Annotated in this window: 23 protein-coding genes; 13 read left to right on the top strand and 10 right to left on the bottom strand. The window is 64.3% G+C overall.

The features are described 5' to 3' along the window. Positions 1–61 precede the first annotated feature (61 nt). From H618_RS0107955 to H618_RS0107935, 5 genes are all read right to left on the bottom strand, one after another. Positions 62–2,152: a TonB-dependent siderophore receptor gene (locus tag H618_RS0107955; RefSeq protein ID WP_028694576.1), complete on the bottom strand. Its 2,091-nt coding sequence runs from the start codon at positions 2,150–2,152 to the stop codon at positions 62–64. 146 nt (positions 2,153–2,298) lie between these two features. Next, positions 2,299–3,678, bottom strand: a complete 1,380-nt coding sequence (gene lpdA / locus H618_RS0107950; protein WP_028694575.1) for a dihydrolipoyl dehydrogenase — start codon at positions 3,676–3,678, stop codon at positions 2,299–2,301. Positions 3,679–3,680: 2 nt separating this feature from the next. Continuing rightward, positions 3,681–4,952, bottom strand: a complete 1,272-nt coding sequence (locus tag H618_RS0107945; RefSeq protein ID WP_028694574.1) for a dihydrolipoamide acetyltransferase family protein — start codon at positions 4,950–4,952, stop codon at positions 3,681–3,683. Continuing rightward, entirely contained in the window at positions 4,953–6,008 is a 1,056-nt protein-coding gene (locus H618_RS0107940) for an alpha-ketoacid dehydrogenase subunit beta (RefSeq protein ID WP_028694573.1), read from the bottom strand. A gap of 1 nt (position 6,009) precedes the next feature. Beyond that, entirely contained in the window at positions 6,010–7,242 is a 1,233-nt protein-coding gene (locus tag H618_RS0107935) for a 3-methyl-2-oxobutanoate dehydrogenase (2-methylpropanoyl-transferring) subunit alpha (protein WP_028694572.1), read from the bottom strand. A gap of 193 nt (positions 7,243–7,435) precedes the next feature. Between H618_RS0107935 and bkdR the strand changes: the two genes are divergently transcribed. Beyond that, the gene (bkdR, locus tag H618_RS0107930) at positions 7,436–7,921 is read left to right on the top strand and encodes a Bkd operon transcriptional regulator BkdR (protein ID WP_028694571.1); all 486 of its coding nucleotides are present in this window, start codon (positions 7,436–7,438) and stop codon (positions 7,919–7,921) included. Between the two features lie 235 nt (positions 7,922–8,156). Continuing rightward, entirely contained in the window at positions 8,157–9,494 is a 1,338-nt protein-coding gene (locus H618_RS0107925; protein ID WP_028694570.1) for an MFS transporter, read from the top strand. A gap of 123 nt (positions 9,495–9,617) precedes the next feature. Here the strand turns inward: H618_RS0107925 and H618_RS0107920 are convergent, their stop codons facing one another. The 5 genes from H618_RS0107920 to flgA all read right to left on the bottom strand — a co-directional run bounded on the left by H618_RS0107920 (position 9,618) and on the right by flgA (position 14,592). Further along, positions 9,618–11,846 carry a TonB-dependent siderophore receptor gene (locus H618_RS0107920; protein ID WP_028694569.1) on the bottom strand — a complete coding sequence of 743 codons (2,229 nt, stop codon included), beginning with the start codon at positions 11,844–11,846 and terminating at the stop codon, positions 9,618–9,620. 183 nt (positions 11,847–12,029) lie between these two features. Continuing rightward, complete coding sequence (locus tag H618_RS0107915) at positions 12,030–12,806, bottom strand: flagellar brake protein (protein ID WP_211232355.1); 777 nt, start codon at positions 12,804–12,806, stop codon at positions 12,030–12,032. Between the two features lie 49 nt (positions 12,807–12,855). After that, positions 12,856–13,323, bottom strand: coding sequence for a flagella synthesis protein FlgN (locus H618_RS0107910; RefSeq protein ID WP_028694567.1), 468 nt, complete (start codon positions 13,321–13,323; stop codon positions 12,856–12,858). Between the two features lie 45 nt (positions 13,324–13,368). Continuing rightward, positions 13,369–13,686, bottom strand: a complete 318-nt coding sequence (flgM, locus tag H618_RS0107905; protein WP_028694566.1) for a flagellar biosynthesis anti-sigma factor FlgM — start codon at positions 13,684–13,686, stop codon at positions 13,369–13,371. Positions 13,687–13,839: 153 nt separating this feature from the next. After that, on the bottom strand, positions 13,840–14,592 hold the full coding sequence (gene flgA, locus H618_RS0107900; RefSeq protein ID WP_028694565.1) for a flagellar basal body P-ring formation chaperone FlgA: 753 nt from the start codon (positions 14,590–14,592) through the stop codon (positions 13,840–13,842). A gap of 65 nt (positions 14,593–14,657) precedes the next feature. Between flgA and H618_RS0107895 the strand changes: the two genes are divergently transcribed. The 11 genes from H618_RS0107895 to H618_RS0107845 all read left to right on the top strand — a co-directional run bounded on the left by H618_RS0107895 (position 14,658) and on the right by H618_RS0107845 (position 23,499). After that, the gene (locus H618_RS0107895; RefSeq protein WP_028694564.1) at positions 14,658–15,587 is read left to right on the top strand and encodes a chemotaxis protein CheV; all 930 of its coding nucleotides are present in this window, start codon (positions 14,658–14,660) and stop codon (positions 15,585–15,587) included. Positions 15,588–15,639: 52 nt separating this feature from the next. Further along, entirely contained in the window at positions 15,640–16,467 is an 828-nt protein-coding gene (cheR, locus tag H618_RS0107890; protein ID WP_028694563.1) for a protein-glutamate O-methyltransferase CheR, read from the top strand. Positions 16,468–16,734: 267 nt separating this feature from the next. Next, positions 16,735–17,142 carry a flagellar basal body rod protein FlgB gene (flgB, locus tag H618_RS0107885; protein WP_028694562.1) on the top strand — a complete coding sequence of 136 codons (408 nt, stop codon included), beginning with the start codon at positions 16,735–16,737 and terminating at the stop codon, positions 17,140–17,142. Between the two features lie 2 nt (positions 17,143–17,144). Next, the gene (gene flgC, locus H618_RS0107880; protein WP_028694561.1) at positions 17,145–17,588 is read left to right on the top strand and encodes a flagellar basal body rod protein FlgC; all 444 of its coding nucleotides are present in this window, start codon (positions 17,145–17,147) and stop codon (positions 17,586–17,588) included. A gap of 13 nt (positions 17,589–17,601) precedes the next feature. Then, positions 17,602–18,297: a flagellar hook assembly protein FlgD gene (locus tag H618_RS0107875; protein WP_028694560.1), complete on the top strand. Its 696-nt coding sequence runs from the start codon at positions 17,602–17,604 to the stop codon at positions 18,295–18,297. Between the two features lie 30 nt (positions 18,298–18,327). Then, a complete protein-coding gene (gene flgE / locus H618_RS0107870) occupies positions 18,328–19,647 on the top strand; it encodes a flagellar hook protein FlgE (protein WP_028694559.1) in 1,320 nt (439 codons plus the stop codon). 63 nt (positions 19,648–19,710) lie between these two features. Continuing rightward, complete coding sequence (locus H618_RS0107865) at positions 19,711–19,902, top strand: hypothetical protein (RefSeq protein ID WP_028694558.1); 192 nt, start codon at positions 19,711–19,713, stop codon at positions 19,900–19,902. A gap of 164 nt (positions 19,903–20,066) precedes the next feature. Further along, complete coding sequence (flgF, locus tag H618_RS0107860; protein WP_028694557.1) at positions 20,067–20,807, top strand: flagellar basal-body rod protein FlgF; 741 nt, start codon at positions 20,067–20,069, stop codon at positions 20,805–20,807. 48 nt (positions 20,808–20,855) lie between these two features. Then, positions 20,856–21,641, top strand: a complete 786-nt coding sequence (gene flgG / locus H618_RS0107855; protein WP_028694556.1) for a flagellar basal-body rod protein FlgG — start codon at positions 20,856–20,858, stop codon at positions 21,639–21,641. 40 nt (positions 21,642–21,681) lie between these two features. Further along, positions 21,682–22,377: a flagellar basal body L-ring protein FlgH gene (gene flgH, locus H618_RS0107850; protein ID WP_028694555.1), complete on the top strand. Its 696-nt coding sequence runs from the start codon at positions 21,682–21,684 to the stop codon at positions 22,375–22,377. A gap of 12 nt (positions 22,378–22,389) precedes the next feature. Continuing rightward, the gene (locus tag H618_RS0107845; protein WP_028694554.1) at positions 22,390–23,499 is read left to right on the top strand and encodes a flagellar basal body P-ring protein FlgI; all 1,110 of its coding nucleotides are present in this window, start codon (positions 22,390–22,392) and stop codon (positions 23,497–23,499) included. Positions 23,500–23,504 lie beyond the last annotated feature (5 nt).

Genomic DNA, 23,504 nt, shown 5'->3' with positions numbered 1-23,504 from the left:
ATAGCGCCAGCAACCCGCTGCCATCCTTCAAGGGGTGGCAGCGGGTTTTTTCATGCCTGTTTCACAGGTTCAGCGTCAGGCTCAGGTTGACATTGCGCGGCTCGCCCGGCACCACCCAGGCGCTGTTGTACGAGCGTTCGTAGTAGGTGCGGTCGAACAGGTTGTTCAGGTTCAGGCCAACGGTCAGCTGTTCGCTGGCCTTGTAGTGGGCCAGCAGGTCGACGGTGCTGTAGCGCGGCAGGGTAAAGCGGCTGCCGGCCTGCCCGGAACGCTCGCCGACATAGTTGAACGCGGCGCCCAGGTCGGAGCCGCGCAGGCTGCCGTCCTGGAATTCATACACCCCCAGCAGGCTGCCACTGTGGCGGGCGATGCCCAGCAGGTCGCTGCCTTTGGGTACAGCGGCATCGCCCTTGGTCACCTCGGCGTCGATGTAGGCGTAGGCGCCGATGACCCGTACGGCATCGCTGAGCTGACCGCTGAACTGCATGTCCAGGCCCTGGCTGCGCGCTTCACCGGCGGCGACGGTTTCGCCCAGTGCGTCGGTGGTGATGACGTTTTCCTTGTCGATATGGAACAGCGCAACGGTCGCACCCAGGCGGCTGTCGAGCAGGTCAAGCTTGACTCCACTTTCATAACCCAAGCCTTTCTCGGGCTTGTACACCTGGCCCTGGCTGCCAAGGCTGTTGGGCTTGAACGAGGTCGAGGCATTGGCGAACACCCCAACCTGTGGGGTCAGTTGATACAGCAGGCCTACACGCGGGGTGGCGACGTCTTTTTCCTGGTGGTTGCTGACGCCGCTGCTGCGGTTCAGCGCGGTCTGTTCGATGCGCTCCAGGCGTACCCCGAGCAGGCCGCGCAGGCGCTCAGTGAAGGCGATCTGATCTTGCAGGTTGAGGGCGATGCTTTCGGTGTGTTCGTGGAAGTCGTTGGCGCGGGTCAACGCCGGCTTGGGCTGGCCATAGACCGGGTTGAACACGTCCAGGCCGTAGTCGGGCAGCGCCGCGCTTTGTGGGTACTTCTGGCTGTTGCGGTAGTTTTCGTACTCCAGCCCGGCCAAGGTCTGATGCTGCCAGCCGGCAAACTCGAAGTGGCCATGCAGCTCGGCCTGGGTGATCAGGTCGTTCCATTCCAAATCACGCTGGCGGTAGAAACGGCTGATGCGGTTGCCGATCAGCGCCTGCGGCTCCGAGCTGTCGCCCTTGAGCGTGCCCTGGGTGTAGTGATTGGCCAGGCGCAGCATCCAGTCATCGTTGAGGTAGTGTTCCAGCGCCAGGTCGAGGGTCTGGTTGTCGTTGCGCACCTTGCCGTCGTTGGGTTCGCCGATGAAGGTCGAGCGCTTGACCGCGCCCAGCTCGCCATTGACCGCAGGAATGCCGCGGTCGAACACAGCGTCGGTGCGGGAAAACTCGGTATCGAGCAGCAGGCGCGTGTCGGGTGACAGCTGCCAGCTCAGCGAGGGGCTGACGATCTGCCGCTGGCTGTCGACGTGGTCGCGAAAGCTGCCGTTGTCTTCCACGGCCAGGTTGACCCGCCCGAGCAGGGCTCCCTCGGCATCGAGCGGGGCGTTGGCGTCGAGGCTGCTGCGGTAGCGGTCCCAACTGCCGGCGCTGAGGCTCAGGGTGCTGAAGGTGTCTGCTTGCGGCCGCTTGCTGACGATATTCACCAGGCCACCAGGGTCGCCGCGCCCGTACAGGCTGGCTGCCGGGCCCTTGAGCACTTCGATGCGTTCGATGCTGGAGGCGTCCGGGGCGCTGTAGCTGCCGCGGTTGATGGCGAAGCCGTTCTTGTACAGCTCGCCGGTGGTGAAGCCGCGCACGCTGTAGTTGAGGAAGGTCAGACCGCCGAAATTGTTCTGCCGCGCCACGCCCCCGGCAAAATCCAGGGCGCGGTCGATGCGCGTGCTGTTGAGGTCCTTGAGCACTTGTGCCGGCACCACCTCGATGCTCTGCGGTGTGTCGCGGATGTCGGTGTCGGTGCGGGTGGCGGTGGCCGAGCGGGTAGCGCGATAGCCCTGGACCGGCCCATCGGCACGCTCCTCGGCATAGCTGTCGGTGACAGCGGTGGCTTCCAGGGTCAGGGGCTGTGCCGCGCACAGCGGTTGGCCGAACAGGCCGAGGGTGAGCCCGGCGAGTAGGGGAGCGCGAGGGTTCAAGATGGGTTCTCCGTGGTTTACGCTATAACATAACATTTGGCGAGATCTGCGTGCACGGGCGACGTGCAGCGGATCAAGCCGTCATGTCAGCGCCAACCTCTGCCGTGCCTGCCTGTTACCAGAGGCACGGCAGAGGAGGCCGTCGGTTACAGGTGCAAGGCATGCCCCAAGGCGCGCAGGGCGGCTTCCTGCACCGCCTCGCCAAGCGTTGGATGGGCGTGGATGGTGCCAGCGATGTCTTCCAGGCAGGCGCCCATCTCCAGTGACTGGGCGAACGCGGTGGACAGCTCCGAGACCGCCACGCCCACCGCCTGCCAGCCGACCACCAGATGGTTGTCACGCCGCGCCACCACGCGCACGAAGCCGCTGCGGCTTTCCAGCGTCATGGCCCGCCCGTTGGCGGCGAATGGGAACTGCGCCACCAGGCAATCGAGCCCCTGCGCGGTGGCCTGCTCCGGGGTAAGCCCAGCCACCACCAGTTCCGGATCTGTGAAGCACACCGCGGCGATCGCTGCCGGCTGGAAGCGCCGCGGCTTGCCGGCGATCACCTCGGCAACCAACTCACCTTGGGCCATTGCCCGGTGCGCGAGCATCGGCTCACCGGTAACGTCGCCGATGGCCCAAACGTTGCGCATGCTGGTCTGGCAGCGCTCGTCCACCGCCACGGCCGGGCCATTCATGCGCAATTGCAGCGACTCGAGGTTGAAGCCGTGGGTGCGCGGCCTGCGGCCGACCGCCACCAGCACCCGGTCGCCCGCCAGTTGCAACTGCTCGCCGGCGCCATTGCGCAGACGCAGGGCGCCGTCCTCATAGCCTTCGACGCTGTGCCCCAGGTGCAGGCCGATGCCCAGGGTCTTCAAAGTGTCGGCCACCGGTGCGGTCAGCTCGGCATCGTAGCTGGGCAGAATGCGCTCACGGGTCTCGACCACGCTGACCTGCACGCCCAGCTTGCGGTAGGCGATGCCCAGTTCCAGGCCGATATAGCCGGCGCCGACCACCAACAGGTGTTGCGGCAGGGATGCCGGCGTCAGCGCCTCGGTGGAGGAAATCACCGCGTCACCCAGCCGCAGCATGGGCAGCTCGACGTTGCTCGAACCACTGGCTAGAAGCAGGTGCTCGCAGTGGATGCGCTGCTCGCCGACGGCGACGGTCTTGCCATCGACGATCTGCGCCCAGCCGTGAATTACCTGCACCTTGTGCTTCTTGAGCAGCGCGGCGACGCCCCCGGTCAGGCGCTCGACGATGCCATCTTTCCAGGCCACGCTGCGCGCAAGGTCGAGGGTCGGTGCGCTGTGGTCGATGCCCAGCTCGCCGTGCTCGGCCTGGCGCTGGGCCTGGTGGAAATGCTCGGCGACGTGAATCAGCGCCTTGGACGGAATGCAGCCGACGTTCAGGCAGGTGCCGCCCAGCGCCTGACCTTCGACGAGCACCGTGGGAATACCCAGTTGCCCGGCGCGGATGGCGGCGACGTAGCCGCCTGGGCCACCGCCGATGATCAGCAGGGTGGTCTTGAGGATTTCAGCCATGCTCACTCCACGAACAGACAGGCAGGTTGTTCCAGCAGACGGCGCACCGCCTGAATGAACGAGGCAGCGTCCATGCCATCGACCACCCGGTGATCGAACGAGCTGGACAGGTTCATCATGGTGCGCACGACGATCTGGCCGTTGACCACCACCGCGCGCTCGACCATGCGGTTGACGCCGACGATCGCCACCTCCGGGGTGTTGACCACCGGGGTGCTGGCGATGCCGCCCAGAGCCCCGAGGCTGGTCAGCGTGATGGTCGAGCCCGAGAGTTCTTCACGGCTTGCCTTGTTGCTGCGCGCCGCCTGGGCCAGCCGGATGATTTCCTGGGCGTTGTCCCACAGCCCGGCCGCTTCGGCGTGGCGCAGCACCGGCACCATCAGGCCGTTGTCGCCCTGGGTGGCGATGCCGACATGCACCGCGCCGTGGCGGGTGATGACTTGCGCCTGGTCATCGTAGGTGGCGTTGATCTGCGGAAAGTCGCGCAGCGCCACCACCAGGGCGCGCACCAGCAACGGCAGCAAAGTGAGCTTGCCGCGCTGCTGGCCGTACTGCTGGTTGAGTTGCTGGCGCAGGGCCTCGAGCTGGGTGACATCGACTTCTTCGACGTAACTGAAATGCGCGACCCGGCGCTTGGCGTCCTGCATGCGCTCGGCGATCTTGCGGCGCAGGCCGATCACCGCGATCTGTTCGCTGTCGGTGCGCCGTGCCTGCCCGGCTGGGCGCAGGTCGGCGCTTTTCGGCGCGTGCAGGAAGGCATCGAGGTCTTCGTGCAGAATCCGCCCGGCCGGGCCGCTGCCGGGTACATAGCGCAGCTCGACGCCGGCCTCCAGCGCGCGCTTGCGCACCGCAGGTGACGCCAGCGGTTTCTCGCCTGGCTGGCGTGCGGCGGCAGCGGGCGCGGGCGCAGTGGTGGCAGCAGTGGTGTGCGGCGCCGGTGCGCCTTGCATGGCGGCTGTCGGGGTACTGGTGGCTGGCTCCGCGACCGTGGCCTGCGCGATCGGCGTCGGACTGTCGACATGGTTGCCGCTGCCCTCGACCTCGATGCGAATCAACTCGCTGCCCACGGCCATGACCTCGCCGGGCTGCCCGCCTAGGGCCAGCACCGTGCCGCTGACCGGGGAGGGGATTTCCACCGTCGCCTTGTCGGTCATGACGTCGGCGACCACCTGGTCTTCACCGACCACATCGCCGACTTTGACGAACCATTCCACCAGCTCGACCTGGGCGATGCCTTCACCGATGTCCGGCATCTTGATGACGTGCGTGCCCATTCAGACCTCCATGACCTTTTTCAATGCTGCGCCGACCCGCGACGGGCCTGGGAAGTAGGCCCATTCCTGGGCATGGGGGTAGGGGGTGTCCCAACCGGTGACGCGCTCGATGGGCGCTTCGAGGTGATGGAAACAGTGCTCCTGCACCAGCGCGATCAGCTCGGCGCCGAAGCCGCAGGTGCGGGTGGCTTCGTGCACCACCACGCAGCGGCCAGTTTTCTGCACCGAGGCGACGATGGTGTCCAGGTCAAGCGGCCACAGGCTGCGCAGGTCGATCACCTCGGCGTCGACGCCGCTTTCCTCGGCGGCCACCTGGGCCACGTAGACCGTGGTGCCATAGGTCAGCACGGTGACCTCGTTGCCGGGGCGGGTGATCGCCGCCTTGTCCAGCGGCACCCGGTAGTAGCCATCGGGCACGCTGCTTTGCGGGTGCTTGGCCCATGGCGTCACCGGACGGTCGTGGTGGCCGTCGAAGGGGCCGTTGTACAGGCGTTTGGGCTCAAGGAAGATCACCGGGTCGTCGCATTCGATCGAGGCGATCAGCAAGCCCTTGGCGTCGTACGGGTTGGACGGCATCACCGTGCGCAGCCCGCAGACCTGGGTGAAGGTCGCCTCAGGGCTCTGGCTGTGGGTCTGGCCGCCGTAGATGCCGCCGCCGCAGGGCATGCGCAAGGTCAGCGGCGAGATGAATTCGCCCGCCGAGCGGTAGCGCAGGCGGGCCATCTCCGAAACGATCTGGTCGTAGGCCGGGTAGACGTAGTCGGCGAACTGGATTTCCACCACTGGGCGCAGGCCATAGGCGCCCATGCCCACGGCGGTGCCGACGATGCCGCATTCGGAAATCGGTGCATCGAACACCCGAGACTTGCCGTACTTGTTCTGCAGCCCTTCGGTGCAGCGGAACACGCCGCCGAAGTAGCCGACGTCCTGGCCATAGATCACTACGTCGTCGCGGCCGAGCATGATGTCCATGGCCGAGCGCAGCGCCTGGATCATGGTCATGCTGCTGGTGGCGGCAGCGGTGCGTGGGTCGAGGCTGGTGGTCTGGTCGTTCATCTCACACCCCTAGTTGCTGGCGCTGGCGGCGCAGGTGGTCGGGCATGTCCTTGTACACGTCCTCGAACATCGAGGCGGCACTGGGGATATGGCCATTGGCGAGGGTGCCGTACTGCTCGGCCTGCTTCTGCGCGGCCAGCACCTCGGCTTCCAGTTCTGCGCTGACGGCGGCGTGTTCGTCGTCCGACCAGTGGCCGATGGCGATCAGGTGCTGCTTGAGCCGAGCGATCGGGTCGCCCAGGGGGAAGTGGCTCCAGTCATCGGCAGGGCGGTATTTCGACGGATCGTCCGAGGTCGAGTGGGGGCCGGCGCGGTAGGTGACCCACTCGATCAGGCTTGGCCCAAGGCCACGCCGGGCGCGTTCGGCGGCCCAGCGCGAGGCGGCGTACACGGCCAGAAAATCATTGCCGTCGACCCGCAGCGAGGCGATGCCACAGCCAACACCGCGCCCGGCGAAGGTGCTCGCCTCGCCACCGGCAATGGCCTGGAAGGTGGAAATCGCCCACTGGTTGTTGACCACGTTGAGAATCACCGGCGCGCGGTAGACGTGGGCGAAGGTCAGGGCGTTGTGGAAGTCCGATTCGGCGGTAGCGCCGTCGCCGATCCACGCCGAGGCGATCTTGGTGTCGCCCTTGATCGCCGAAGCCATGGCCCAGCCGACGGCCTGCACGAACTGCGTGGCCAGGTTGCCGCTGATGGTGAAGAAGCCGGCTTCGCGTACCGAGTACATGATCGGTAACTGACGGCCCTTGAGCGGGTCGCGCTCGTTGGACAGCAACTGGCAGATCATCTCCACCAGCGACACGTCGCGAGCCATCAGGATGCTTTGCTGGCGGTAGGTGGGGAAGCACATGTCGCTGCGATTGAGCGCCAGCGCCTGGGCGCTGCCAATGGCTTCCTCGCCCAGGCTCTGCATGTAGAACGACATCTTTTTCTGCCGCTGGGCGGTGACCATGCGGCTGTCGAAGATACGCGTCTTGAGCATGGCGCGCATGCCCTGGCGCAGCAGCTGCGGGTCGATGTCCTCGGCCCACGGGCCGAGGGCCTGGCCTTGGCCATCGAGCACGCGAATCAGGCCGGTGCACAGGTCGGCGGTGTCAGCGGCCTCGACATCCAGTGCAGGTTTACGCACCTGTCCGGCATCGCTCAGGTGCAGGTAGGAGAAATCGGTGCGACAGCCGGGCCGGCCGGTCGGCTCGGGCACGTGCAGGCGCAGGGGGGCGTACTCGTTCATGCTCATTACGCTCGCTCGGATGATTGTTGTTGTGAGCTTGCAGCGGTCGCGGGCCTGCCTGAAAAAGTGACAGGTCAGCGTTGCCTATAGGGTAGAAGCCTGGCGGGAGAATATTTCTCTGATGTTGGTTGCCTTTGCGCTCCGGCGCAGATAAACATTCCGCATAACCACAAAAGCCCGGTGAATTTGTCTCATGCGCAAACTCGATCGCACCGATATCGGCATTCTCAACAGCCTGCAGGCCAACGCCCGCATCACCAACGCCGAGCTGGCGCGCTCGGTCAACCTCTCGCCCACGCCCTGTTTCAACCGCGTGCGCGCCATGGAAGAGGCGGGGGTGATTCGCCAGCAGGTGACGCTGCTGTCGCCCGAAGTGCTGGGGCTGGATGTGAATGTGTTCATCCACGTCAGCCTCGAGAAGCAGGTGGAGCAGTCACTGCACCGCTTCGAGGAAGAGATCGCCGAGCGCGCCGAGGTCATGGAGTGCTACTTGATGACCGGCGATCCGGACTACCTTCTGCGCGTGCTGCTGCCGAGCATCCAGGCCCTGGAGCGTTTTCTCGACTACCTGACGCGCCTGCCGGGGGTGGCCAACATCCGCTCCAGCTTCGCCCTCAAGCAGGTGCGCTACAAAACCGCGCTGCCGCTGCCGGCCAATGGCCTGAACCTGCGCGAATAGGCACTGGCGGTGGCCGGGTGGCGAAGGAACTGTTCGCCAGGCAATTCATCGAAGGCTAAGCGCTGCCAAGGCCGTTGGCAGCACCGCGTGGCGGCCGATGGCCTGAGCGCGACACAACATCCTCGCCATGCGCCACCTTAGTCTGATGGACTGCGGCGCGGGCGCCGGCGGGTTTATGCTTGCCAGCTGTTGTCCACCTGCTGTTATCGACCAAAAGGGAGCCCGCCCGGGACGTATGCGCCATATCTGGAAGTCCTTCCGTTCGTTGTATTTCGCCGCGCTGATGATGCTGATCGGCTCGGGCCTGCTCAGCACCTACCTGGCGCTACGCCTGGCTGCCGACAACGTCGACAGCCTGTGGGTGGGTGCCCTGATGGCGGCCAACTACTTCGGTCTGGCGGTCGGCGGCAAGGTCGGCCACCGGCTGATCGGCCGGGTTGGGCATATCCGTGCCTACGCCACCTGTGCCGGCATCGTCGGCGCTGCGGTGCTCGGCCATGGCATGACCGACTGGCTGCCGGCCTGGGTCGGGCTGCGGATGATCGTCGGCCTGGGGATGATGTGCCAGTACATGGTCATCGAGAGCTGGCTCAACGAGCAGGCCGATGCCAAGCAGCGCGGCGCGGTGTTCAGCGGCTACATGATCGCCTCGTATCTGGGGCTGGTACTGGGTCAGCTGATTCTGGTCGTGCACCCGCAGTTGGGCCTGGAACTGCTGATGCTGGTGGCGATGTGCTTCGCCCTGTGCCTGGTGCCGGTGGCGATGACCCGGCGTATTCACCCGGCGCCGCTGCGTCCCGCGCCGATGGACCCGCGCTTTTTCATCAAGCGGGTGCCGCAGTCATTGTCTACCGTGCTCGGTGCGGGCCTGATCGTCGGTGCGTTCTATGGTCTGGCGCCGCTGTATGCGTCTAGCCAAGGCCTTTCGACCGAGCAGATCGGTCTGTTCATGGGTAGCTGCATCTTCGCCGGGCTGGTGGTGCAGTGGCCGCTGGGCTGGCTGTCCGACCGCTACGACCGCGCGGTGCTGATCCGCAGCGTCGCCGGTGGGCTTGCGGTGATGGCGCTGCCACTGGCGATCTTTCCGTCAGTGCCGCTGGAGCTGTTGTTCGGCATGGGTTTCTTGATTTCGCTGTTGCAGTTCGGCCTGTACCCGTTGGCGGTGGCGTTTTCCAACGACCATGTCGAGAGCGAGCGGCGGGTGTCGCTGACCGCCATGCTGCTGGTGACCTACGGCGTGGGCGCGAGTATCGGGCCGCTGGCCGCCGGTGTGCTGATGAAGCTGTTCGGCGAGCAGATGCTGTATGCCTTCTTCAGCTTCTTCGCCCTGGTGCTGGTGTGGCGTATTCGCCCGCAGGCAGTGACGGGTTTGCATCAGGTCGACGACGCGCCACTGAGCCACGTGGCCATGCCCGCAGCCAGCTCGCCGCTGTCGGCTGCACTTGACCCACGGGTCGACGAGCAGACCGTGCAGGATGTCATGCAGGCGCCAGTGGCGGCCGAGGATACCGAAGAAGAGGAACAGCCCGAGGAGCTCGAGCAGGCGGGCGATGAGCAGGTTTCGCGCAGTTGAATGGTTGTTCTGACAGGGGCGGCTGCGTGGCGGGCCGTTCGCGGCTGAAGCCGCTCCTGCAGGGTTCTGCGTAGGAGCGGAATGGGCCGCGAACGGCGCTCACGCCGATCTAAGCCATGGGCCTCACAGCTTCCAGTCCAGGCTCACCATCATGGTGCGTGGTTCGCCGTGGTAGACGCCGTTGTAGAAGCCGACGTTGTTGTAGTAGTGCTCATCGAACAGGTTCTTCACGTTGAACGACGCCGCCAGGTGTTCGTCGATCTGATAGCGGGCCATCAGGCCGACCACGGCGAAGGCCTTCTGGCTGATCTTGTCGCGGGTGGTGATGATGTCTTCACCGTCGCGCCCGACCGGGCGGTTGGCCATGCGGAACTTGTCGCTTTCCCAGTCGACGCTGGCGCCGACGGTCAGCGCCGGATCGATCTTGTAGGTGCTGGAGAAGCGCACCAGGTTCAGCGGCTGTTCGGTGCTCTTGCGTTTCTTGTCTGCGGTCTGGGCGTGGGTGTAGCTGTAGCCCAGGCTCATCTGCCAGTCTGTCATCACCTCGCCGGCCACCTCCGCTTCGAAGCCCTGCACGACGATCCCCTTTCCGCCGCTCTTGTAGTAGACCTCGTTGCCGTTCGGCGGCACCGAGTCGTCCACTTCGGCGACGTTGTCCTGCTTGCTGCGAAACACTGCAGTGCTGAGGTTGAGGCGCTCATCGAGCAGGCTGCCTTTGAGGCCGATCTCGTAGACCTTGCCGACGATGGGCTCGAGGTACTGCTTGTTGACGTCGACCACGTTCTGCGGGTTGAAGATGTCGGCATAGCTGACATAGGCGGTGAATTCATCGGTCAGGTCGTAGAGCAGTCCGGCGTAGGGCGTCCACTGGTCGTTCTGCGTCTGCTGGCTTTTCGGCTGCTCGGTGCCGACCAAGTTGGCATCGTAGTTCCAGCTGCGCCGCTGGGTTTCCCAGCTGCCGTAGCGGCTGCCCAGCACCAGGTGCAGGCGGTCGGTGGGGTTGAGGCGGGTGGCGAGGTAGCCAGCCTTCTGCCGGGTGTACGAGCGGCTACGGTCCAGACCGGTGGAGAGGTCGTAGAACTTGGGAATCGAGCCCATGTACTTCCAGTCGGGGATTTCATCGTAGCCGTCCGGCACGGGCAGGCCGATGTAGTACGGCTCGCTGTTGCGCCGCTCCGATTCGCCATAGCCGACCATGAAGTCGTGACTGCGGCCCAGCAGTTGGAAGGGGCCTGCGAGATTGAAATCCAGGGCGTCCATTTTCTCTTCGCCGCTAAAGTGCTGGTACCACGCATTCATGCCGCTGCGGTCGGCTTCGGGGAAACCGTTGCCGCCGTAGTAGACCTTGCCGTCGGTGTCGGTCTGGCGGTGGGTGTAGGCCACCTTCATCAGCCAGTCGTTGCCCAGGCGTTGGTCGAGGGTGGCGAAGAAGGTCTGGTCCTTCAGCGGCCAGGACGACCACGGCGTGGTCATGCTGGTCGAGCGCGGCAGCTTGGCTTTGCTGCCGTCGGCATTCCAGAACGGCACGGTGCCCCAGGTGCTGCCCTGCACGTGCTTGTTCTGGTAGTCGTAGCCCACCGCCAGCACGGTGCTGTCGGTGAGGTCGGCTTCCAGCACGCCATAGGCCACCTCGCGCTGGTTGGCGTAGTTGTCCATGAACGATTTGTTGTCGCGGTAGGCCAGCACCGTGCGACCGCGCAGGCGACCGTCCCAGCCCAGCGGGCCACCGACATCCAGGTAGCTGTAGTAGTTGTCGTAGCTGCCGGCACTGACGCCGCTGCTCACTGCCAACTGATGGGTCGGGCGCTTGCGCACCATGGCGATGGTGCCGGAGGGGTCACCGGCTCCGGTGGTCAGGCCGGTGGCGCCGCGAACCACTTCGATGCGGTCGTAGATGATGGTGTCGGAATCTGACTTGAGACCCGAGAAGGTGTTGAGCATGCCATCGATCTGGAAGTTGTTGATCGCATAACCGCGCGAGTAATACGCGGGCCGCTCGGAGTCGTTGCGCTGCACGGTGACCCCGGTGACGTGGGCCATGGCTTCGGACAAGGTATTGAGGCGGAAGTCATCGAGCTGCTGGCGTGACAGCACCGACACCGACTGCGGCGTTTCCTTGATCGACAGGTTCAGGCGGGTGGCGGCGCTCATGCTGCCGGTGGTGTACGAGCCGCTGTTCTCGGTGGTCTTGCCCAGGCTGTTGGCATAGACATCGGTGGTGCCCAGTTCCAGGACCTGCTGCTCGGATTCCTCTTTCGCTTCCTTGCTTTCCTGCGCGAGGGACAGCGGGCTGCACACCGAGGCCCAGAGGCCAAGGGTGAGGGTCATGGAAGGGTGGATGGACAGGCGCATTGCGGGTGGTCTCCTTGATCATGTTGATATCCGTCGGGGCGAAATCTACATGAATCTCAACCGCAAATGACAATTAATCTCGTTTTAAGTTGAAAGCGATGAGCTGCAAGCTGCAAGTTATGAGTTAGCAGCTTGGAGCTTGGAGCTTGGAGCTAGAAGGGGCCTTGGCCCCGGATGGCTGACTCAGTAGTCGTCCTTGTCGAAGCGACGCGCTTCGCGCTGCAGCTGGTAGACGAAGCTTTCCACCCGGCGCTGCGAAGCACCGTTGAGGTTGTGGAAACGCACCCCGGCAAAGGTGGTGTTGATGCGCTCTTCGAAATGCAGGTGACGCAGTTCGACCATCACGTCAGTAAGGCCAAGCGGGGTTGCGGCCTTGAAGCGCTCGTACACCTGGCCCAGTTGCAGGCGGCTTTCCACGTCGCTGTCGAAGCGCAATTTGCAGCCGGTGGCAGAAATGTCCAGCAGCTTGCCGCGCAGTGGGCCATCACCCTTGAGGTGGCTGCCGTCGACCACGATGTCGACCAGTTGCGACAATTTCAGCGCAGCACGGAAGGCGTTGCGCCGCTGGTGGTAGGTGACTTCGCTGGGCAAAGGACCGCGGTAGCAGCGGTGGCCGTCGATCTCGGTGATGGTCAATGGATGATTGCATTCCCAGGCCACGCGCACGCCATCGTGGAAACCTTCGATACGGAACGGCTCGCCATTTTCGATGAAGCGTTCGCCATCGCGCGGCATCAACTCGTCGAGCGCCAGCAGGTCGCTGTCCTTGTCCACCTGCACCACATAGCTCTGGAAGCGCTGGCTGCGTTCAGGGAAGGTCAGAATCAGCGGGTCGTGGCTGTCCAGCAGTTGGCGAAGGTTGGCGGTGATCTCCAAGGGAGTGGTCAGCACCTTCGGCGGCTGAGGAGCATCGGCGTCATTGAACACGGGGAAACAATCTCCAGGCAAAAAGCTACACATCCAGGTTGCGGCATTTTGCCAGCATGCTGCGCGGCTTGATAGAGGCTGATTACACCTGGCTGAGCGCCCGGCGTCGCGCCATCGGCGAGGTGCCGCCGCGGCTGTCGTACAGGGAAGGGGAGTCGCCGCCCATGAGGATGCGCAGCTGGTTGGAGGTGACGTGCTGCTGCACCTGGATGATCCGGCCGTTGGTCTCGTTGACCTGGTGGCAGGTGTCGAGCAACTGGCTGAGCAGGTCGAGCCGCTGCATCAGCACCTCACCCTGCGCCGACTGTGCGGCCAGGGCCTGCACGCCGTCGCGGTCGGCCGACAGGCCTAGCTCGCCGAGCAACTGCGCACGGCTGCGGCCATGCTGTTCGAGCAGCACGATCAACGACTGCTTGCGCGCCAGGATCGTCTCCAACAGCGGCATGTCGCGGCCATGCAGGGCCACGGCCTCGCTTTGCAGCAGCTCGAGCAGCTCCTGGGTCGGGGCGATGTCCTGTTCGATCAGGTGCAGCAAGGTGGTGTCGTGCATGGCTCACTCGTTACGTTGGCGTCCGGGAAGGCCAGCGCGCTGAACTCAGCGCTGAGCTTCGAAATCGAGCATCTTGCTGGCGACGCGCCCGGCATCGACCTGATAGCTGCCATCGGCGATGGCCTGCTTCAGTTGCGCCACACGGGCGCTGTCGACCACTGGCTGCTCGCGCAGGGTGTCAGTGATTTTCTGCAACTGCTGGGCCTCGGGGCTCAGGTGCACGGCCTCGCCACTGCTGGTGGCGCTGGCGGGCTTGGCATCGGAGGCGCCAGCGGCTTTCTCAGCGGGGCCGGCAGCGGCATTGCCGCGCACACCGCCGCTTGGGGCGGGTGTGTTATTCAAACGACTGAAGTCGATGACCATGGTCGGAAACCTCTGGGGATATGGACGCTTGCCTTGTTTTCGGCCATCCCAGGCAAAACTTTAGGCACTCCTGCGTTGACCTCGATCAACGGCTACGCACTGTGCGCTGCCGCACAGTTTAGGAAAAGCACCACGTTCCTGCCAGCCCTTGTCCTACATGGCGACTTCCACTTGTCCGGGCGCAGTCACCCGCGCCTTCACCACCCGCTTGGAATTGAGGTTACGCACGCGGATCTGCTCGGCGAACCCCCCTTTGCTCAACGCCTCGCCGGGCATGCGCACGCTGAGGCTGCCACTGCGGGCGATGATCACCACGTGGTCGCCCTTGCGAATCAGCTCGGCCTGCTCCAGGTGTTGTGGGGTCAGCACCTGGTCGAGCACGGTCGGGCGCAGCAACTTCATGCCCACCGCCTGCTCCAGGTCGGTGATGAAACCCTGCTTGAGCGTACCGACATCGCGCTCGCGCAGCGCCACGTCGCCTGCGCCGATGACGCTTTCGCGCTTGAGCGGGCGCACCATCACCACCACGTCGCGATGCAGGCGCACGGTGGCCGGCACGAACACCGTCCACGGCCCACTGCCGGCGCAGCGCACCCGCACCGTCACCCGCCCCAGGGGCTGCGCCGGGCTTTCCAGCGAGGCGTCAAGCGCCTGGCTGCATTGCGGCATGCGCAGGCGCGGGTCGAGCGGGTTGACCGAGATTTCGTAGCGCCCCGGTGTTTGCGTGCTGGCCAGATAATCCTCGACGGCGAACTCAAGAAAACCCTGCGTCACGCCGATAAGCTGTTCAGGCGAGGTAAACGCCTGCGCCAGCGCCTTGGCGCCGGGTGCCAGCAGGCACAGAGACGCCAGTAGGGCGCTCAGCAGTTGCGTCAGTCGTCGGAAAATCGTCGTTTTCATGTGCATGACGCTCAAAAAAGCAAAGCCCGTGCCGACTTGGTAATCAGGGCTGAAAGGTAGAGGAGTCTGGCATGGCGGGAGTAATGGATTCGGTCAATCAGCGCACACAGCTGGTCGGGCAGAATCGTCTTGAACTGCTGTTGTTTCGTCTGAACGGCGCGCAGCTGTATGGCATCAACGTGTTCAAGGTGCGCGAGGTGCTGCAATGCCCGCCGCTGACCGTGCTGCCCAAGTCGCACCCGGTGGTGCGCGGTGTGGCGAACATCCGCGGGGCGACCATTCCGATTCTCGATCTGTCCATGGCCACCGGCCTGCCGGGGCTTCAGGAAGAGATCAGCAACAGCTTCGTGATCATCACCGAGTACAACACCAAGACCCAGGGCTTCCTGGTGCACTCGGTGGAACGCATCGTCAACATGAACTGGGAAGAGATCCACCCGCCACCCCGTGGTACCGGTCGCGACCACTACCTGACGGCGGTGACCCGGGTGGACAACAAGATGGTCGAGATCATCGACGTCGAGAAAGTGCTGGCCGAAGTGGCGCCAACCTCCGAGTCGGTGTCGGCCGGAGTGATCGATGCCGAGGTGCAGGACAAGGCGGTCATGCTGCGGGTGCTCACCGTCGATGACTCTTCTGTGGCACGCAAGCAGGTCAGCCGTTGTCTGCAAACCGTGGGCGTCGAAGTGGTGGCGCTCAACGACGGGCGTCAGGCGCTGGATTACCTGCACACCATGCTCGATGAGGGCAAGCATCCGGAAGAAGAATTCCTGATGATGATCTCCGACATCGAGATGCCGGAAATGGACGGCTACACACTGACCGCAGCCATTCGCAGCGATCCACGCATGCAAAAGCTGCACATCGTCCTGCATACTTCGCTGTCCGGTGTCTTCAACCAGGCGATGGTCAAGAAAGTCGGTGCGGATGATTTCCTCGCCAAGTTCAAACCGGACGATCTCGCCCAGCGCGTGGTCGACCGGATCAAGGCAACACATTGAAATGGCCGGGGGCGCTGCTCCCGGCACCTGTGATTTGAGAGGGGCGGCAACAGTGTCTACGGCGACTTCAGATTTCGAACAGTTCAGGGTCTTCCTGGAAAAAGCCTGTGGCATCTTGTTGGGTGACAACAAGCAATACCTGGTTTCCAGCCGCCTCAACAAACTGATGGAACAGCAGGGCATCAAGTCGCTCGGCGAGCTGGTGCAGCGCATCCAGAGCCAGCCGCGCGGCGGCCTGCGCGAGCAGGTGGTCGATGCAATGACTACCAACGAAACCCTGTGGTTTCGCGACAACTACCCCTTCGAGGTGATGAAGAACCGGGTCATCCCTGAGTTCATCAAGAACAACCCTGGGCAGCGCCTGCGGATCTGGTCGGCGGCCTGCTCGTCGGGGCAGGAACCGTACTCGCTGTCGATGACCCTCGATGAATTCGAGCGCAGCAACCTGGGGCAACTGAAGATGGGGGGGCAGATCGTCGCCACCGATCTGTCCGGGCTGATGCTCAACAATTGCCGCACTGGCGAGTACGACAGCCTGGCGATCGCCCGCGGCCTGTCGCCCGAGCGCCTGCAGCGCTACTTCGACAGCAAGGGCGCTGGCCGCTATGCGGTCAAGCCGGCGATTCGCAGCCGCGTCGAGTTTCGCGCCTTCAACCTGCTCGACAGCTACGCCGCACTGGGCAAGTTCGATGTGGTGTTCTGCCGCAACGTGCTGATCTATTTCTCTGCCCAGGTGAAAAAAGACATTCTCCTGCGCATCCACGGCACCCTCAAGCGCGGCGGCTATCTGTTCCTCGGCGCCTCCGAGGCCCTCAATGGCCTGCCCGACCACTACCAGATGGTGCAGTGCAGCCCGGGCATCATCTACCAGGCCAAGTGATCGCCACGGCCGCTCATTCAGCAGCGGCCGCATTCCGGGGTGAATAGCAGCAACTGGCGCCCCGTCAAAATTTTGCTCCGCTCTCTGCGTCCCCGCACTTTTGCCGCCCGCTGCCGCCCGACCGGCAGCGATTTGCCGCTTTTCTGGCAAGCCGGCCCCAGGCTTTTTCATTCAACCCCATGGCCGGCAAGGCTTTTGCCGGTTTGGCACAGCCCTTGCTAAGTTTCGCTCAACCTATTTCCGGTCAACCTGCGCAGGTTCCCCGACATGAGCATCAACTTCGACAAGGCGCTCGGCATCCACCAGCAGGCGATGAATTTTCGCGCCCAGCGGGCTGAGGTGTTGGCCAACAACATCACCAACGCCGATACGCCCAACTACAAGGCCCGCGACCTGGACTTCTCTGCAGTGCTGGCAGCCGAGGCGCAGAAGCAGGACAGCGGCCGCGTGGCGCTGACCCGCACCAACGGCCGGCACATCGAGGCCGAGGGCCTGAGCGGGGCCGATGAAGCGCTCAAGTACCGCATTCCGAGCCAGCCGTCGATTGACCAGAACACCGTCGATGCGCAGATGGAGCAGTCCAACTACGCGCAGAACGCGCTGGACTTCCAGGCCAGCTTCACCCTGCTCAACAGCAAATTCAAAGGGCTGGTATCGGCCCTGCGCGGAGAGTGACCATGTCCCTTGCCAATGTCTTCAACATCGCCGGTAGCGGTATGAGCGCGCAGAACACCCGGCTCAACACCGTGGCGTCGAACATCGCCAACGCCGAAACCGTGTCCTCGAGCATCGACCAGACCTACCGCGCCCGCCACCCGGTGTTCGCCACCACCTTCGAGCAGGCGCAAAACGGCGCCGGGCAATCGTTGTTCGAGGATCAGGGCCAGGCCGGACGCGGCGTGCAGGTCACCGGCATCGTCGAGGACCAGAGCGATCTGCAGGCGCGCTACGAGCCCAATCACCCGGCGGCGAACAAGGACGGCTACGTCTATTACCCCAACGTCAACGTGGTGCAGGAAATGGCTGACATGATTTCCGCCAGCCGCTCGTTCCAGACCAACGCCGAGCTGATGAACACGGCCAAGACCATGATGCAGAAAGTCCTGACCCTGGGTCAGTAAGCGGGATATCGCCATGAGCAGCACAGACAACGTCAGCGCCTCGAGCTACCTGACCTCACTGCAACAGCAGCGCTCCACCACCAACGCCAGCAGCGGCACCGCCGGCAGCGCGTTGGGCAAGGACGCGTTCCTGCAGTTGCTGGTGACCCAGATGAAAAACCAGAACCCGCTCGATCCGCAGCAGAACGGCGAGTTCGTCGCCCAGCTGGCGCAGTTCAGCAGCCTGGAAAGCATGCAGACCCTGAACAGCTCGGTGAACAGCATTCTCCAGGGCTTCCAGTCGTCGACCGCCTTGCAGGCCTCATCGCTGGTCGGGCGCAACGTGGTGGTGCAGACCGATACCGCCAGCGTCGACACCAGCAAGGACATGAAAGGCTCGGTCAACCTCAGCGCCTCGAGCACGTCGGTCAAGGTCGGTGTGTACAACAGCCAGGGCGACCTGGTGCGCACCCTCGACCTGGGCAGCAAGAGCAGCGGGCTGGCCGACTTCACCTGGGATGGCCGCGACGCCAAGGGCGAAGTGGCACCGGCCGGGGCCTATACCTTCAAGGCCACTGCCGATATCAAAGGCACCGCGACCGCGATGACCACCAATCTGCCGGCCACGGTCAACAGCGTCACCACCGGCGTCAATGGCAGCGAAATGATGTTGAACCTGGCAGGGCTGGGCAGTGTGCCCCTGTCGAAAGTCCAAGTGATCGGAATCTGAGGGCCGACCGACGTCGGCAGGAGTGAGTAAATGTCTTTCAATATCGGACTGAGCGGGCTGTATGCAGCCAACAAGGCCCTCAACGTCACCGGTAACAACATCGCCAACGTGGCCACTACCGGCTTCAAGTCGTCGCGTGCCGAATTCGCCGACCAGTACTCGGCCTCGGTGCGCGGCACCAGCGGTCGCACCGATGTCGGCAGCGGCGTACGCACCGCCGCGGTGTCGCAGATGTTCAGCTCCGGCAACATCGTCAGCACCGGCAAGAGCCTTGACCTTGCCATCGACGGCAACGGCTTCTTCGCCATGGATGACAACGGCTCGCGTATCTACACCCGCGCCGGTGCCTTCTACAGCGACAAGGACGGCAAGATCGTCAACGCCTCCGGCGCCAACCTGCAAGGCTACCCGGTCGATGCCGAAGGGCAGGTGGTGCGCGGCGCGCTGACCGACCTGCAGATCGACACCTCGAACCTGGCGCCCAAGCCGACCTCGAAGATCAGCGAAACCCTCAACCTCAATTCCACCGCCACGACGCCCAAGGTCACCCCGTTCGATCCGGCCAACGTCGACAGCTACAACCACACCTTCAATACCGAGCTGTACGACAGCCAGGGCAACCTGCACCAGCTCAACCAGTACTTCGTACGTGACACGGCCAGCAACTCGTGGACCATGTACACCACGGTCAACGGCCGCAACCCGACCGACCCGACCAACACCACGCCGCTGGTCAACAACCTGCCGTTCAAGTCCGACGGTTCGCTGGATGTCGACGCCATGAACGCAGGCCCGGTGGCCGGCGGCCTGTCGATCAGTGCCGACAAGACCTTCCAGGTCGATGGCTGGGTGCCGGGTCACAAGAACGCCCTGGGCGACTGGGCAAGCAACGGTGCCACCGCCAACCCGACCGGGGTGAGCCTGGACATGCTCGCCACCACCCAGTACAACGCCGCCTCGGCGACCACCGCCAAAGCCCAGGACGGCTATGCCACCGGTGAGTTGTCCGGCCTTGCGGTCGACACCAGCGGCAACCTGTTCGCCAGCTTCACCAACGGTCGCGACAAAGTCATCGGCCAAGTGGCGATGGCCACCTTCGCCAACCTGCAGGGCCTGACCCCGGTCGGCGGCACCGCGTGGAAAGAATCGTACGCCTCCGGTGTGCCGGTGGTGGGCGAGCCGGACACCGGCACCCTGGGCAAGATCACTGGCGGCGCGCTGGAGGACTCCAACGTCGACCTTACCGGCGAGCTGGTCAACCTGATCAAGGCGCAGAGCAACTACCAGGCCAACGCCAAGACCATCTCGACCGAGAACACCATCCTGCAGACCATCATCCAGATGGCGTGACACGGCTTCAGGCGGGTGCGCCGCTACGGCGGCCACCGGCTTGTGTACCGGCGCGAATCCTTCATGAAAAAAACCTTCCTCATCAGCGCGCTCTGCCTGCTGCTCGGCCATGCCTGGGTGCAGGCCGCGCCTGCGCCTTTTCAGCTGTGGCAAAGCAAGCTCACCGGACGCTACCTGTGCAGCCAGCACAAGCCGGGCGACGGCTGGGTGTGGCATGCCGGGCCGTTCGACAACGCCGGCTGCCGGCCACGCTGAGCCGGCTTGCCGGCGCTTGGCAAGAAGTTGCCAGCAAACCGACACCTTGACCGCCGCAGTTACGCGCGAACCCCTGTAAAACAAGGCTTTTGCCGAGTTGGTTCGATACTTGCTTGATGCCGCGCATAGCGACAACGTTTCGCTTCGAACCCAGAGGATCCTCCGTGGACAAGATGCTTTACGTGGCCATGACCGGCGCCAGCCAGAACGCATTGGCCCAGCAGGCCCATGCCAACAACCTGGCGAACATTTCCACCACCGGTTTCCAGCGTGATCTGGAGCAGGCGCGGTCGATGCCGGTGTTCGGTGACAGCTTTCCGTCGCGCGCCTACGCCATGACCGAGCGCCCGGCCACCGACTTCTCCGCAGGGGCGATGATCGAGACCGGGCGCGAGCTGGACGTGGCCGTCTCAGGTGCTGGGTTCATGGCCGTGCAGGCGCCGGATGGCAGCGAAGCCTACGTGCGCACCGGCAGCCTGAACATCGACGCCCTCGGCGTGCTGCGTGCCGGTAACGGCATGCCGGTGCTGGGCAATGGCGGACCGATCGCTGTGCCGCCCGAGCAGAAGGTCGAGGTCGGTGATGACGGCACCATCAGCATCCGCGCCATGGGTGAAGACCCGCGGGTGATGGCTCAGGTCGACCGCATCAAGCTGGTCAACCCCGACACCAAGGGCCTGGTCAAGGGCCTCGATGGCCTGATCCACACCAGCAGCGGCCAGCCGGCTGACGCCGACGTCAACGTGCGCGTGGTGTCGGGCTTTCTGGAAGCGAGCAATGTCAACGCAGTGGAAGAAATGACCTCGATGCTGTCGCTGTCTCGCCAGTTCGAGCTGCACATCAAGATGATGAACACGGCCAAGGAAGGCGATGAAGCCATGGCGCGTGTTTTGCAAATCGGCTGATCACACTTGAACGGGTGCCGTAAAACAGGCGCACCAGGAGAACACTAAATGCTTCCGGCTCTGTGGGTCGCTAAGACCGGCCTGTCCGCCCAGGACACCAACCTGACCGTGGTTTCCAACAACCTGGCCAACGTTTCCACCACCGGCTTCAAGCGTGACCGCGCTGAATTCCAGGACCTGCTCTACCAGGTCAAGCGCCAGCCCGGTGCCCAGTCGACCCAGGACAGCGAGCTGCCCTCGGGCCTGCAGGTCGGTACTGGTGTGCGCGTGGTCGGCACCCAGAAGAGCTTCACCGCCGGCAGCCTGCAAACCACCGAGAACCCGCTGGATATGGCGATCAACGGCCGTGGCTTCTTCCAGGTTCTGCAACCGGACGGCACGGTGTCGTACACCCGTGACGGCACCTTCCACCTCAACTCCGACGGGCAGATCGTCACCGCCAACGGCTTCGCGCTCGAACCTGCCGTGGTAGTGCCCAACGATGCGCAGACCTTCACCGTTGGCCAGGACGGCACCGTCTCGATCACCACCGCCGGCAACCCGGCAGCACAGGTGATCGGCAACATCCAGACCGCCGACTTCATCAACCCGGCCGGCCTGCAGGCCATCGGCAACAACCTGTTCTTCGAAACCGCCGCCAGCGGCGCGCCACAGGTTGGCACCCCGGGCCTCAACGGCTTCGGTACCACCCAGCAGATGACCTTGGAAAACTCCAACGTCAGCACCGTTGAAGAACTGGTGAACATGATCACCACCCAGCGCGCCTACGAGATGAACTCCAAGGTCATCTCCACCGCCGACAAGATGCTGTCGTTCGTCACCCAGCAACTGTGAACCCCGTTTCCCGCGCCCGTTACACCGTGAGGTACGCGCCATGAGTCGTCTGTTGTCCGTGTTCGCCCTGGCAGGGGCCGTGTCGCTGGTCGGGTGCGTGGCGCCCGCCGCCAAGCCCAACGACCCGTACTACGCCCCTGTACTACCGCGCACGCCGCTGCCGGCCGCGGCCAACAACGGCTCGATCTACCAGGCCGGTTTCGAGCAGAACATGTACAGCGACCGCAAGGCCTTCCGCGTCGGTGACATCATCACCATCACCCTCAACGAGCGCACCTCGGCGAGCAAGAACGCAGGCTCGCAGATCGCCAAGAACAGCAAGGCCAACCTCGGTCTGACCTCGCTGTTCGGCAGTTCGGCGACCACCAACAACCCGTTCGGTGGCGGCGATCTTTCGCTCAGCGGCGGCTACAGCGGCGACCGCTCCACCAAGGGCGACAGCAAGGCCAACCAGGGCAATACCCTGACCGGTTCGATCACCGTGACCGTGGCCGATGTGCTGCCCAACGGCATCATTTCGGTACGCGGCGAGAAGTGGATGACCCTCAACACCGGTGACGAACTGGTGCGTATCGCAGGGCTGGTGCGGGCCGATGACATCGCCACCGACAACACCGTGTCGTCCACGCGCATCGCCGATGCCCGCATCACCTATTCGGGTACCGGCTCGTTCGCCGACGCCAGCCAGCCCGGGTGGCTGGATCGCTTCTTCATGAGCCCGCTTTGGCCCTTCTGAGTACCGACGACCATGTTCAACGCAAGGCACCTGCTCGCCGCGACCCTGCTGTTCACCTGCGCGTTCGCCGCCCACGCCGAACGCCTCAAGGACATTGCCAGCATCTCCGGCGTGCGCAGCAACCAGTTGATCGGCTACGGCCTGGTGGTCGGCCTCAACGGCACCGGTGACCAGACTACCCAGACCCCGTTCACCCTGCAGACCTTCAACAACATGCTCGCGCAGTTCGGCATCAAGGTGCCGCCAGGCTCGGGCAACGTGCAGCTGAAGAACGTCGCCGCGGTGTCGGTGCATGCCGACCTGCCGCCGTTCGCCAAGCCCGGGCAGGTGGTCGACATCACCGTGTCGTCCATCGGCAACTCCAAGAGCCTGCGCGGCGGCAGCCTGCTGATGACCCCGCTCAAGGGCATCGATGGCAATGTCTATGCCATCGCCCAGGGCAACCTGGTGGTCGGCGGCTTCGATGCCGAAGGCCGCGATGGGTCCAAGATCACCGTCAACGTGCCGTCGGCGGGGCGCATTCCCGGCGGTGCCTCGGTGGAACGTACCGTGCCCAGCGGCTTCAACCAGGGCAACAGCCTGACCCTGAACCTCAATCGTCCCGACTTCACCACCGCCAAGCACATCGTCGACAAGGTCAACGAACTGCTCGGCCCGGGTGTGGCCCAGGCGCTCGATGGCGGCTCGGTGCAGGTCACCGCGCCCATGGACCCCAGTCAGCGGGTGGATTACCTGTCGATTCTGGAAAACCTGGAAATCGACCCGGGCCAGGCGGTGGCCAAGGTCATCATCAACTCGCGCACCGGCACCATCGTCATCGGCCAGAACGTCAAGGTCTCGCCGGCGGCGGTGACCCACGGCAGCCTGACGGTGACCATCACCGAAGACCCGATCGTCAGCCAGCCAGGCGCCTTCTCCAACGGCCAGACCGCCGTGGTGCCGCGCTCGCGGGTCAATGCCGAGCAGGAAGCCAAGCCGATGTTCAAGTTCGGCCCAGGCACCACCCTGGATGAAATCGTCCGGGCGGTGAACCAGGTCGGCGCGGCGCCCGGCGACCTGATGGCGATTCTCGAAGCCCTGAAACAGGCCGGCGCCTTGCAAGCCGACCTGATCGTGATCTGAGGTCT

The sequence above is a fragment of the Pseudomonas cremoricolorata DSM 17059 = NBRC 16634 genome (genome assembly GCF_000425745.1).
In the GTDB taxonomy this organism is placed as follows: domain Bacteria; phylum Pseudomonadota; class Gammaproteobacteria; order Pseudomonadales; family Pseudomonadaceae; genus Aquipseudomonas; species Aquipseudomonas cremoricolorata.
Note: the sequence above shows the minus strand (reverse complement) of the source record. Positions and strands in the feature narration are given on the sequence as shown.